The following is a 12,170-nucleotide window of genomic DNA, read 5'->3' on the forward strand; positions in this document are numbered from 1 at the left end:
GCGGTTGCACGGCGCAGTACCCTGCCGGGGTTCGGTCTCACCATGGGACTGACCCTGACATGGCTCTCCGTTATCATCCTGATTCCGCTGGCCGCGCTGTTCCTCAAGACGTTCGAGCTCAGCCTCGACCAGTTCTGGGGCATCATCACCAGCCGCCGCACCCTGAACGCCCTGAAGATTTCGTTTGGGCTTTCGTTTGCGGCCGCCTGCGTCAACCTGGTGATGGGCACCATCATCGTCTGGGCGCTGGTGCGCTACCGCTTTCCCGGCCGGCGACTGTTCGACGCCATCGTCGACATTCCCTTTGCCTTGCCGACGGCGGTCGCCGGCGTCGCGTTGACGCAGCTGTTCGCCCAGAAGGGCTGGCTCGGCGCGCCGCTCGCCGAGCTCGGCATCAAGGTCGCGTTCACGCCGATCGGGATCTTCATCGCGATGATCTTCATCGGCATTCCGTTCGTGGTGCGCACGGTGCAGCCGGTGCTGATCGATCTCGATCCCGAGATCGAGGAGGCGGCGGCGAGCCTCGGCGCCAATCGCTGGCACACCGTGTTTCGCGTCATCCTGCCGAGCCTGATCCCGGCGCTGCTCACCGGCTTCGCGCTGGCCTTCGCCCGCGCCATCGGTGAATACGGCTCGGTGATCTTCATCGCGGGCAATCTGCCCAATGTCTCCGAGATCGCGCCGCTGTTGATCGTGATCCGGCTGTCCGAATTCCGCTATGCCGATGCCACCGCGATCGCGGTCGTGATGCTGGTGGCCTCGTTCCTGATCATCTTCCTGATCAACCGGCTGCAGCGCTGGGCGCAGGCCCGCATCCCCGTGCATTGAGGCTCAAGATGTCGATGCAGACGGGATTGGTGACCTCGACCACGCAACTGCGGACCTACGCACCCGCGACCGATGTCAGCGTGGCGGCGCCGGCGCCGCGGCTCGAGATCGCGCGCGCGGAGCCGGGGACGGCGCAGCGCAATTTGCGCACCGAGCCCGGCCCGGTCCGCTTCATCATCATCGCGCTCGCGATCGCCTTCCTCAGCATTTTCGTCGTGCTGCCGCTGGTCGTGGTGTTTGCGTCGGCGTTCTCGAAAGGTGTCGTCGCCTATTTCGCGGCGCTGGCGGAGCCCGAGGCGCTCGCCGCCATCAAGCTGACGCTCTTGATCGCCGCGATCTCGGTCACGCTCAATCTCGTGTTCGGCGTGATCGCGGCCTGGGCGATCTCGAAGTTCGAGTTCACCGGCAAGACCTTCCTGATCACGCTGATCGACCTGCCGTTCTCGGTTTCGCCGGTGATTTCGGGCCTGGTCTTCGTGCTGCTGTTCGGCGCGCAGGGCTATTTCGGGCCGTGGCTGCAGGCGCATAACGTCCACATCCTGTTCGCGGTGCCCGGCATCGCGCTGGCGACGATCTTCGTCACTTTCCCCTTCGTGGCGCGCGCGCTGATCCCGCTGATGCAGGAGCAGGGCACCCAGGAAGAGGAGGCGGCGATCTCGCTCGGCGCCTCCGGCCTGCAGACCTTCTTCCGCGTCACGCTGCCCAACATCAAATGGGGCCTGCTGTACGGCGTCCTGCTCTGCAACGCGCGCGCGATGGGCGAGTTCGGCGCGGTGTCGGTCGTCTCCGGCCACATCCGTGGCGAGACCAACACGATGCCGCTGCTGGTCGAAATTCTCTACAACGAATACCAGTTCGTCGCCTCGTTCGCGATCGCGTCGCTGCTCGCGATGCTGGCGCTGATCACCCTGGTGGCGAAAACCGTTCTTGAGCGGCGGCTCGACGAGGCAGAGGTGCCCGATGGCGATTGAAGTCAAGAATATCGTAAAGACGTTCGGCAGCTTCGCCGCGCTCGACAATGTCGATCTCAAGGTCGCCGACGGCGAGTTGCTGGCCCTGCTCGGTCCGTCGGGTTCCGGCAAGACGACGCTGCTGCGCATCATCGCGGGCCTGGACTGGCCCGACTCGGGCGAGGTCGCGATCGACGGCGAGAATGCGCTCTCGCGCGGCGCCAGCGAGCGCCAGGTCGGCTTCGTGTTCCAGCACTACGCGCTGTTCCGCCACATGACGGTGTTCGAGAACGTCGCCTTCGGCCTGCGGGTGCAGCCGCGCGCGATCCGCAAGGACGAAGCGACGATCCGTGCCCGCGTCAAGGAGTTGCTCGACTTGGTGCAGCTCGATTGGCTGGCCAACCGCTATCCCAGCCAATTGTCCGGCGGCCAGCGCCAGCGCATCGCGCTGGCGCGCGCGCTCGCGATCGAGCCGCGGATCCTCTTGCTCGACGAGCCGTTCGGCGCGCTCGATGCCAAGGTGCGCAAGGAGCTCAGGCAATGGCTGCGCTCGCTGCACAACGAGATCCACGTCACCTCGATCTTCGTCACCCATGACCAGGAAGAAGCGCTCGAAGTCGCCAACCGCGTCGTGGTGATGGACAAGGGCAAGATCGAGCAGATCGGCTCGCCCGGCGAGGTCTATGACAATCCGGCGACCGCCTTCGTGCACGGCTTCATCGGCGAATCCATCGTGCTGCCGGTCGACGTCGCCGGCGATGCGGTGCGGCTGGACGGCCGTCCCCTGAACATTCCGGCGCTCGGCGCGGCATCGGGCGCGGCAAAACTGTTCGTCCGCCGCCACGACATGGCGGTCGGCCCGGCCGGAACCGGCGCCCTGGAAGGCGCCATCCGGCATGTCCGTTCATTCGGTCCGATCCAGCGCGCCGAGGTGGCCCTGTCGGGCAGCGAGGGCAAGACCGTGATCGAGATCGACGCCCCCCGCGACCGCGAGCTCCAGGCCGGCGAAATCGTCTCCCTGCAGCCCCGCCGCTACCGGATCTTTGCCGCCCAGGAGTAGGGCCCGACCCGCTCGACCCGAACCTCCCCTTGAAAAGGGGAGGTCGCTTTGCTCGCCAGAGCAAAGCGGGCGGGGATCTTGCCTCCGCAGCATCGCTGTCGCCTGTGACCGACCCCCATCCCGACCTTCCCCCTTTCAGGGGGAAGGGGAAGCGGGCCGATCACCGAGGCCCCGTAGCCCGGATGAAGCCAACGGGTCGCGCGAACGCGCGCCCGATGACAGGCTCCGCGTCATCCGGGACTTCGTTCCGCGGATCGACCGTTCCCCGGATTGCGCTCCGCTCCATCCGGGCTACGGGGCCCGGGGCGCGGTGGCCTTTGATGGCCAAAAGTTAGCCCCTGTTCACCATTCAGCCACGGTTGGTATGCAACAACGGCGGGCCAACCTTGGGGGTTCTCAAAAGTGAAACGGACGACGGTCGCCCTGTTCGGGCTTCTGGTGCTTGCCGGCTGCGCCGCCGACACCAAACTCCCGGAAGAACCGACCATGTATCTCAACATGGCACAGCCCGGCGCGGTGCTGGATAGCCAGGCCGCCGCGATCATGTTCTCGCAGTACCGCCAGAACAATGGTCTTGGCACCGTCGTGGTGGATCCGGACCTGACCAAGCTCGCCGAGCAGCAATCGCAGGCGATGGCCGCCCGCAACAAGATGGACCATGACGTGAAGGCCCCGCTCGGTAAGCGGCTGCAGGCCGGGGGCTATCCCGCGACGGTGGCGGTCGAGAACATCTCGGCCGGCTATCACACGCTTGCCGAAGCCTTTTCGGGATGGCGCGATTCACCGCCGCACAAGGCCAATATGCTGAAGGGCGGTGTCACAAAAATGGGCATCGCGGCGGTCTATGCACCCAACACCAAGTACAAGGTGTTCTGGACGCTCATTTTGGCGGCAACCTGATCTCGATAAATTCCGCGTGATCTGGAGCATGATCCGGAAGTGTGAGGCGGTTATCCCTGCGACAAACGCGAAGCGTTTGCGCGGAGATCATGCTCAAACGAAGAGCCCTGCATCTCGTTGATTGACGCCGCGGCGAACAGCCGCCACGGTGCACCTCAAGTCATTTCCTGACCCAACGGTTACGCATGGATACTTCGGATTCCGCGCCGGCCTCGACGCCCGCGCAAGCGCAGCGCGTGCTGGTTCTTCAGGGCGGCGGCGCGCTCGGCTCCTATCAGGCCGGCGCCTTTCAGGCCCTCTGCCACGCAGGCTTTGAGCCGGAATGGATCGCCGGCATCTCGATCGGCGCCATCAACGCCGCGATCATCGCCGGCAACGAGCCGGCCGAGCGCGTGCCGCGGCTGAAGGAATTCTGGGAGATGGTGTCGGCGCCGGTGCCGTGGAATCCGGTCTCGAAGCATGAGCGCGCCCGCTCGCTGTTCAACGAGACCAGCGCCGCCATCATCGCGACCTTCGGCGTGCCCGGCTTCTTCACGCCGCGGATTCCGCCGGCGCCGCTGTGGCCGCCCGGCAGCTCGCAATCGCTGAGCTATTACGACACCGCGCCCCTGAAGAAGACGCTGGAGCGCCTGGTTGATTTCGACCGCATCAACGATCTGAAGACGCGCTTGTCGGTCGGCGCGGTCAGCGTCACCTCGGGCAATTTCCGCTATTTCGACAATTACGAGTTCAGGAAGCTCGGCAAGAAGATAGGCCCCGAGCACATCATGGCCTCGGGCGCGCTGCCGCCGGGCTTTCCGTCCGTCGTCATCGAGGGCGAGCATTACTGGGACGGCGGCATCGCCTCCAACACCCCGCTCGACTTCGTGCTCGACGAGGAGACCAGCCGCGATCTCCTGATCTTCCAGGTCGATCTGTTCAGCGCGCGCGGGCCGTTGCCGGAGACGCTGCTGGAGGCCGCCGAGCGCGAAAAGGACATCCGCTATTCCAGCCGGACGCGGATGAACACCGACAAGAACAGGCAGATCCACAACGCCCGCATGGCGGTGCGCGACCTGATCGGCAAGCTGCCCGATTACCTGAAGAACGATCCGTCGGTCGAGCTGCTGCGCAAGGCGTCCAAGGAGAACACCGTCACGGTGGTTCACCTGATCTACAAGAGCAAGAACTACGAGAGCTCCTCGAAGGACTACGACTTCTCCCATGTTGCGATGGTCGAGCACTGGGGCGCGGGCGTCCGCGACGTGCATTTGTCGATGCGTCACAAAGAATGGCTAGAACGGCCGCAGTCCGGGGAAACCATGGTGACTTACGACCTCACGGGGGATGAACCCACACCCCCCGCAAGCAAATAGGAGCGACCGATAATGGGTACGTTGACAGGCAAGACCGCCGTTGTGACCGGCTCGACCAGCGGCATCGGATTGGCGATCGCGCGCGCCTTCGCCGGTGCCGGCGCCAATATCGTTCTCAACGGCATGGGCGTTCCGGCCGATATCGAGAAGGAACGTTCCGGCATCGAGACCGACTTCAAGGTCAAGGCCGTGCATTCGCCGGCCGACATGACCAAGCCGGCCGAGATCGCCGACATGATTGCGCTCGGCGAGAAGACCTTTGGTTCGGTCGATATCCTCGTCAACAATGCCGGCATCCAGTTCGTGTCGCCGATCGAGGAATTCCCGCCGGAGAAGTGGGAAGCGATCATCGCGATCAATCTGTCGTCGGCGTTCTACGGCATCCGCGCCGCGGTGCCCGGCATGAAGAAGCGCGGCTGGGGCCGCATCATCAACACCGCCTCGGCGCACTCGCTGGTCGCTTCGCCCTTCAAGTCGGCCTATGTCTCGGCCAAGCACGGCATTGCCGGCCTCACCAAGACGGTGGCGCTGGAGCTCGCGCAGCACAAGATCACCTGCAACTGCATCAGCCCGGGTTATGTCTGGACCCCGCTGGTCGAGCACCAGATCCCGGAGACCATGAAGGCGCGCAACATGACCAAGGAGCAGGTCATCAAGGACGTGCTGCTCGCCGCGCAGCCGACCAAGGAGTTCGTGACTTCGGATCAAGTTGCAGCGCTTGCGCTGTTCCTGTGCAGCGACGACGCCGCGCAGATCACCGGCTCCAACTACTCGATCGACGGCGGCTGGACCGCGGAGTAATTTTCCGGCGGGATTTGGCGGCCTAAGAGACAAGCCGGCCCTGATTGGATCAGGGCCGGCTTTTGCTTTGAGGCTGCAAGCGTCGCCATCGCCTGGAGCCATCCCTTTTTGGCAAATTTTCGCAACTTTTTCCGATCGGATTCAGGACGATTTGGCACGCCGTGAGATGATGGCATGGGCATTCGTGGCGAGGAGCAAATCGGATGGAGCAGCGGCAGCCATATGACGAGGTGATGGGCAAATCGCATTCCGAGCTTCGGCCCACCTCCCAGCTACGGCTCAAGGGCCAGGTGGTCCTCGCCGGGAGCGCCGGTTACGACGAGGCGCGCAGGGTCTGGAACGGCGCCGTCGACAGGCGGCCGGCCATGATCGCCTACTGCGCGGATACCCAGGACGTGGTCGAGGCTGTGACGTTCGCGCGGTCCGGCACGCTCCCGGTGGCCGTTCGCAGCGGAGGCCACAATGTCGCCGGCCTCTCGGTCTGTGACGGCGGCATGGTCATCGACCTGTCGCGGATGAAACGCATCGACGTCGATCCGCTCCGGCGTACCGCGCGCGCGGAGGCCGGCCTCGATCTCGGCGAATTCGATCGTGCCACGCAGGCGCACGGCCTGGCGACCACGATGGGGGTCAACAGCGACACCGGCATCGCCGGGCTGACGCTTGGCGGCGGCTTCGGCAAGCTCGGGCGAAAATACGGGTTGACCTGCGACAATTTGATTGCCGCCGAAGTGGTGACAGCCGAGGGACAGGTCTTGAGGGCCAGCGCGACCGAACACCCCGACCTGCTCTGGGGCTTGAGAGGCGGCGGCGGCAATTTCGGCATCGTGACTGCGTTCGAATACCAGTTGCATCCGATCGGCACGTCGTTGCCCGTCGCGTCAACGCTTCATCCTTACGATCAGGCGCGCGAGGCCATGCAGTTCTACGATGAATTCGCCCGAAACGCTGCCGACGAGGTCAACGTCGATGCGGCCCTTGTGACGCTGCCGTCGGGCGACCGGTTCTTCAACATCTCCGGTTGCTACGTCGGCCCGCATCATGACGGTGAGCGCGCCCTTTCGCCGATCGTCAAGTTCGGCTCGCCCGTCGAGACGCGCCTCGCAACCGTCCCCTATCTCGAGATTCAGTCGGGTGGCGATGCCCTGTTTCCCCGGGGACGCCGCTATTATTGGAAGGCGCAGTTCCTGCGCGAGATCGGTGCAGGCGCGATCGACGCGCTGCTCGATGCCTATGCGAGAGCCCCCAACACCTCGTCCTTGCTGGTCCTCCAGCATGTCGGCGGCGCAATTGCACGGGTTCCGGTATCGAACTCGCCCTACGCAAACCGCGATGCGGCGTTCGACTGCTTCCCGGTCGCGATCTGGGACGATCCGGCCGGTGACGAGGCGAACATGCGTTGGGCGCGCGAGCTGTGGAGTGCCGTCAGGCCCTATTCGACCGGCGGCGTCTATGCCAACAACCTGGGAGATGAGGGCGAAGACCGGGTGCGCGACGCCTATGGCGAAAATTACGCACGTCTCGTCGCGCTCAAGAACAAATACGATCCGACGAATTTCTTCCGCCTGAACCAGAACATCAAGCCGACGACATAGTTCTGGGCATCGGAGAAAATCCAAATGCGAAGCCGCTGGACCATTCTTGCTGCTCTGTTCGTCGCCCGTGCCACCATCGCCTTTCAGTTTCAGAGCGTCGCGGCCATCGCGCCGCAGCTTAGCCGGGGCCTGGGGCGAGCCTCGCCGATATCGGCGTTCTGATCGGGCTCTACTTTGCGCCGGGCGCCTTGCTTGCCTTGCCTGGCGGCGCGATCGGCCGCCGCTATGGCGACAAGGTGGTGGTCCTTGCCGGTCTCCTGATGATGCTGGCAGGCGAACTGCTGATGACCACGTCAACGTCGTGGAGCGTGCAGATCGCGGGCCGACTGACTGCCGGCATCGGCGGCGTCCTCCTGAACGTTCTGATGACCAAGATGGTCGCGGACTGGTTTGCTGGCCGGGAAATCGCCACAGCGATGGCCATTTTCATCAACTCATGGCCGGCCGGCATCGCCGTCGCTCTCATGCTGTTGCCGGCAATCGGAGCCACGCTCGGACTCCATGCCGTCAACCTCGCCGTCGCCGGGGTGATCCTGGTCGGTCTCGGCCTCATCGCTCTGGTCTATCGCGCGCCGGATGCGGCCGTCGCGGTTGAAGGCGAGCGCAGCAGCCTGACCGCCGACACGATCTGCGCCGTGATTGCCGCCGGCCTGATCTGGTGTCTCTACAACATCGGCTTTGCGATGATCTTCAGTTTCGGTCCGTCGATGCTTGTCGAGCAAGGCTGGTCCGCCGCCGCAGCCGGATCAACCATCAGTATCGTGCTCTGGCTCGCCGCGCTTTCGGTGCCGTTGGGCGGCTTCCTCGCCGATCGGACGAGGCGCGGCGAGGTCATCCTGGTCACGGGCTGCATCGCCTTCGCGCTCCTGACACTGCTCCTGTCGCGCAGCGGCACGGTGCTTCCCGTCGTCATCGCTCTTGGAATCCTCTGCGGCCTGCCTGCCGGTGCGATCATGAGCCTGCCTGCGCGTGTGCTCGAGCAGAAGACGCGGCCGATCGGAATGGGAATATTCTACACCGTCTTCTACGCCGGCATGCTGGCCGGACCTGCGATCGGAGGAAAGCTCTCCACCTCGGTCGGCTCCGCCGGCGCGGCGCTCGACTTCGGCGCCGCCGTGCTGCTGGCTTGCCCGGCCGTGCTGTGGTTCTTCCGCCGTATGGTTGCCGGCCACCATTGGCAGCAGGCGGACGTCAGGCGCGCCTGACAGGCGCAAGGCTGAACGCGGTCAGGCAGGTTTTCCAGTCCGGCGGCGGTCATGCCATCGCATTAGGCCGCGTCCGGCGGGATGCTACGGCGCCGGTCGCCGCTTGCCGAATGCCAGCACGTGCAGCCCGAGGCGCGAGCGCACCACATAGAACAAGAGGATCGTCTCGAAGGTCAGCGACAGCGAGGTCGAGGCGGCGGCGCCCATGCCGCCGTAGCGGGGGACGAGGGCGATGCAGAGCCCGACATTCATCAGGAACGACACCGCATAGGCGGTGGCGCAGATGCTCTGGTGGCCAAGCATGTTCAACAGGCGCTCGACCGGCCCGATCGCCGAGCGGACCACGAGCCCGATCGCGGCGACGAACATGATGCTGTAGCCGTCGACGAATTTCGGGCCGAACAGCCACAGCAGCGGCTTGCCGAATGCCAGCAGGGCGACGGTTGCGAGCAGCGAGGGCCAGAACGTCCAGCTGATGGCGTGCGCGACATAGGCCGACAGCCGGTCCTTGTCGCCGAGCGCGTTGTATTCGGCGAAGCGGTGCGCGGTGGTCGCCGCCATCGCGTAGTGCACGAACGACACCAGCGCCAGCGTCTTCACCACGGCGAAATAGATGCCGACCTCCTCGGACGAGCGGAATTGCTGCAGCATCAGCACGTCGGTGTAGCCGAGCAGCAGATAGAAGCTCTCGACCAGCATGATCGGCAGCGAGATCGCGAACCAGCCCTTGACGTCGTAGCTCTTCTCGCCGACCCCGAGATGGGCGGTGAGGCGGCGGTTGAGCACGACCATCTGGCCGATCGCCGCGATGTACACCGCGGCCGCGCTCGCGATCATCGCCGCGGTGGCGCCGAGATTGAGCCCGAGCGCCAGCGCGCCGGCGGTCAGCGCGATGATCAGCCCCTGCCGCACGATGAACTGCGGCATCAGGCCGAGCTGCATCCAGTCATGCGCGCGGGAGATGCCGTCCTGGGTGTTGGCGACGACGAAGGGCGGCAAGGTCAGGCAGCCGATATAGAGCGGCACCACCGCGCTGGGATCGATCCAGGGCGAAGCGAGGTGGATCACGCCGGCGAGCAGCAGCGCGACCATGCTGGACGTCGCCAGCACCACCCAGCGGCCGCCGGAGAGGAAGCCGCGCAGCGCCGCGAGGTCGCCGCGCGCGCGGTATTCCGGAATGATCTTCTGCGCGGAGGGCGCGATGCCGAAATCCATCGTGCTGCCGAGCAGCAGCACCCAGGTCCAGACATAGACATAGATGCCGTAATCCGAGCCGCTCATCCAGCGCGCCAGCAGGATCTGGGCGAGATAGGCGATGGCGGCGCTGATGACGCGGATGGCGAAGATCATGCCGGCGAGGCGATTGGTGACCGACGCCTCCTTGGTGCCGCCGAGCGCGCGCGCGGCGAGGCCTCGCAGGCGTGCGGCCCGGCCCAATGGCGCGGAGGTTGCGGATTGTGTCTCCATCACAGCCAAGGCGGAAAAATTCCTAAAGCGCCGCGAGGCGGCAATGGCCTCCGATCTATCAACGAAACGTTAAGATTGGGTTGGGTGACTGCACCCCTACGGGGTCGTCCCGGGCAGTGCGAAGCACTGGACCCGGGACCTCGAGATTCCGTGTTCGATGCGCTGCATCGCCCCGGAATGACCCGACGGCTCAATTCAAATTGATATTGAATTCGTAGCTTTTGTCGCCGCTGACCAGCGTCAGCTTCAGCGCGGCGCCGTCGGCCTTGGCGCCGGGCGGCAGGCCGTCGAGCTCGAAAGAGAAGCGCTTCACGCCCGGCGGCGCGTGCGCGACGAGCTTGGGCACCGGCAGCGCCCAGTCGGGCGTCGGCCCCTCGACGAACAGGCTGAGGTCTTTACTCTCGGGCGCGCTGACATCGACCAGCACGTTGTTCTTGCCGTCGCGCTTGACGTCGCGGATCGAAAACGGGATGGGGTCGCCGATATTGGCGGGCTTCGGCACCGCGTTGAGCGCTTCCGACAGCGCGGCGTCCTCGGTCGATGCGACGCTCGCGAACGCCAGCTCGGCCTTCGCCTCCACCGGCACGCACAGCTTCTCGCACACCGCGTAGTTGATGTCGGCGCGCAGCACCAGCGGCTTGTCGGGATTCTTTGCCACGATGCGCAGCGGCAATACCACCTGGTGCTTGTAGCCGAGCGAGGTGCCGCCGGCGCCGTCGTCGAATTGCCGCGGCGCCGGCCACATCACGGTGACCGCCTCGACGTTATCCGACCTGGAGAAATCGAACCGCGGCGGCACGCCGGAATCGCCGGGCGTCCGCCAATAGGTCTTCCAGCCATCCTGCAACTGGAACGCAATGCCGCCAAGCAGCACCGCGCCGCTGCGCGATCCGGCGAGCAGCCGCACCGCCGAATGCGTGTCCTGTTGCCACGGCGAGGCGTCGTCGGCGCGGACCTCCGTTGCCATACATGCGACGGAAAACAGGGCGGCAACGCCAAATGCGGCACGCAAGGGAACTATGACGATCATGAGACGTCTTTACCTGCAACTTTCGGTGCAAACCATTGAATTGCTTGTGATGCATCGCCGCACGGCGGTCGATGGTTGATTGACAGAACCGCCACCCGATATCAGGATGCCAAATCAGCAGGAAAGGCCTTTGCGGATGCGCCCTGAAGGCAAAACAGGCAAGACTCGCAAGACCACCGGCAGAAGCCCGGCCGTCGGTGCCCATGCCGCCGAAGGCGGCTATCTCGACGGCCAGATGCTGATCGCGATGCCTGTCATGAACGACCCGCGCTTCGAACGCTCCGTGATCTACATGTGCGCGCATTCCTCCGAGGGCGCGATGGGCATCATCGTCAACCGTCCGGCCGGCAGCATCGATTTCCCCGGGCTGCTGGTGCAACTCGACATCATCGAGAAGTCGGATCAGATCCAGCTGCCCGAGAATGCCGAGATGATGAAGGTGATGAAGGGCGGGCCGGTCGACACCGGCCGCGGCTTCGTGCTGCATTCCAGCGACTTCTACATTCAGGATGCGACGCTGAACATCGACGACAGCATCTCGCTCACCGCGACCGTCGATATTCTCAAGGCGATCGCCAAGGGCGCCGGGCCCAAGCACGCGATCCTCGCGCTCGGCTATGCCGGCTGGGCGCCGGGCCAGCTCGAGAACGAGATCCAGCACAATGGCTGGCTGCATTGCGACGCGGATCCGGAGCTGATCTTCGGCACCGACGTCGACGAGAAATACGCGCGCGCCTTGCGCAAGATCGGCATCGAGGCCGGCATGCTCTCCAACGACGCCGGCCACGCGTAGCGCCCCGCTGACGTCGTCGACCATCCGTCCACATTCACGGTGTCGTCCCTGCGAAAGCAGGGACCCATAACCACCGCATGCAGTTGCGGCACCGCGCTGGGGCCACAGCGTCGCGCAATAACGGCACCCGGTGGTTATGGGTCCCTGTGTCTTGGAAGTCTGTCAGGACTGTCTCTTATACACACT

At 64.9% G+C, this 12,170-nt stretch carries 11 protein-coding genes; 9 read left to right on the plus strand and 2 right to left on the minus strand.

What is annotated here, in order from left to right:
- The first annotated feature begins 21 nt into the window (after nt 1-21).
- The 8 genes from cysT (at nt 22) to AC1VNY_RS32740 (ending at nt 8,694) form a co-directional block, all read left to right on the plus strand.
- The gene (gene cysT, locus AC1VNY_RS32705) at nt 22-828 is read left to right on the plus strand and encodes a sulfate ABC transporter permease subunit CysT (protein WP_028342242.1); all 807 of its coding nucleotides are present in this window, start codon (nt 22-24) and stop codon (nt 826-828) included.
- An 8-nt stretch (nt 829-836) separates the two neighbouring features.
- Entirely contained in the window at nt 837-1,799 is a 963-nt protein-coding gene (gene cysW / locus AC1VNY_RS32710) for a sulfate ABC transporter permease subunit CysW (protein WP_375764067.1), read from the plus strand.
- The gene (locus AC1VNY_RS32715; RefSeq protein WP_028342240.1) at nt 1,789-2,838 is read left to right on the plus strand and encodes a sulfate/molybdate ABC transporter ATP-binding protein; all 1,050 of its coding nucleotides are present in this window, start codon (nt 1,789-1,791) and stop codon (nt 2,836-2,838) included. Before cysW ends, AC1VNY_RS32715 begins: the two co-directional genes overlap by 11 nt.
- A 402-nt stretch (nt 2,839-3,240) precedes the next feature.
- On the plus strand, nt 3,241-3,738 hold the full coding sequence (locus AC1VNY_RS32720) for a CAP domain-containing protein (RefSeq protein ID WP_028342239.1): 498 nt from the start codon (nt 3,241-3,243) through the stop codon (nt 3,736-3,738).
- A gap of 185 nt (nt 3,739-3,923) precedes the next feature.
- On the plus strand, nt 3,924-5,093 hold the full coding sequence (locus AC1VNY_RS32725; RefSeq protein WP_438077346.1) for a DUF3734 domain-containing protein: 1,170 nt from the start codon (nt 3,924-3,926) through the stop codon (nt 5,091-5,093).
- A 12-nt stretch (nt 5,094-5,105) separates the two neighbouring features.
- Nucleotides 5,106-5,894, plus strand: coding sequence for a 3-hydroxybutyrate dehydrogenase (locus AC1VNY_RS32730; protein WP_304498496.1), 789 nt, complete (start codon nt 5,106-5,108; stop codon nt 5,892-5,894).
- A 203-nt stretch (nt 5,895-6,097) separates the two neighbouring features.
- Nucleotides 6,098-7,489: an FAD-binding oxidoreductase gene (locus AC1VNY_RS32735; RefSeq protein ID WP_482408259.1), complete on the plus strand. Its 1,392-nt coding sequence runs from the start codon at nt 6,098-6,100 to the stop codon at nt 7,487-7,489.
- A gap of 188 nt (nt 7,490-7,677) precedes the next feature.
- On the plus strand, nt 7,678-8,694 hold the full coding sequence (locus AC1VNY_RS32740) for an MFS transporter (protein WP_482408260.1): 1,017 nt from the start codon (nt 7,678-7,680) through the stop codon (nt 8,692-8,694).
- Nucleotides 8,695-8,778: 84 nt separating this feature from the next.
- On the opposite strand, the gene AC1VNY_RS32745 is transcribed toward AC1VNY_RS32740, so the two are convergent.
- Both AC1VNY_RS32745 and AC1VNY_RS32750 read right to left on the minus strand, forming a co-directional pair.
- On the minus strand, nt 8,779-10,161 hold the full coding sequence (locus tag AC1VNY_RS32745) for an oligosaccharide flippase family protein (RefSeq protein WP_482408264.1): 1,383 nt from the start codon (nt 10,159-10,161) through the stop codon (nt 8,779-8,781).
- 190 nt (nt 10,162-10,351) lie between these two features.
- Nucleotides 10,352-11,191: a protein-disulfide reductase DsbD domain-containing protein gene (locus AC1VNY_RS32750; RefSeq protein ID WP_482408261.1), complete on the minus strand. Its 840-nt coding sequence runs from the start codon at nt 11,189-11,191 to the stop codon at nt 10,352-10,354.
- Nucleotides 11,192-11,327: 136 nt separating this feature from the next.
- On the opposite strand from AC1VNY_RS32750, the gene AC1VNY_RS32755 reads away from it, so the two are divergent.
- Nucleotides 11,328-11,984 (plus strand): YqgE/AlgH family protein, encoded by a 657-nt coding sequence (locus AC1VNY_RS32755; RefSeq protein WP_482408262.1) that lies wholly within the window; start codon nt 11,328-11,330, stop codon nt 11,982-11,984.
- The last annotated feature ends 186 nt before the right edge of the window (nt 11,985-12,170 follow it).

This window comes from Bradyrhizobium ferriligni (assembly GCF_056837965.1).

Bases quoted from the DNA above. Each gene is read 5' to 3' on its own strand.
- AC1VNY_RS32735 (WP_482408259.1), top strand. From the start codon at position 6,098: ATGGAGCAGCGGCAGCCATATGACGAGGTGATGGGCAAATCGCATTCC.
- cysW (WP_375764067.1), top strand. From the start codon at position 837: ATGTCGATGCAGACGGGATTGGTGACCTCGACCACGCAACTGCGGACC.
- AC1VNY_RS32755 (WP_482408262.1), top strand. From the start codon at position 11,328: ATGCGCCCTGAAGGCAAAACAGGCAAGACTCGCAAGACCACCGGCAGA.
- AC1VNY_RS32750 (WP_482408261.1), bottom strand. From the start codon at position 11,191: ATGATCGTCATAGTTCCCTTGCGTGCCGCATTTGGCGTTGCCGCCCTG.
- AC1VNY_RS32745 (WP_482408264.1), bottom strand. From the start codon at position 10,161: ATGGAGACACAATCCGCAACCTCCGCGCCATTGGGCCGGGCCGCACGC.
- AC1VNY_RS32715 (WP_028342240.1), top strand. From the start codon at position 1,789: ATGGCGATTGAAGTCAAGAATATCGTAAAGACGTTCGGCAGCTTCGCC.
- AC1VNY_RS32725 (WP_438077346.1), top strand. From the start codon at position 3,924: ATGGATACTTCGGATTCCGCGCCGGCCTCGACGCCCGCGCAAGCGCAG.
- AC1VNY_RS32730 (WP_304498496.1), top strand. From the start codon at position 5,106: ATGGGTACGTTGACAGGCAAGACCGCCGTTGTGACCGGCTCGACCAGC.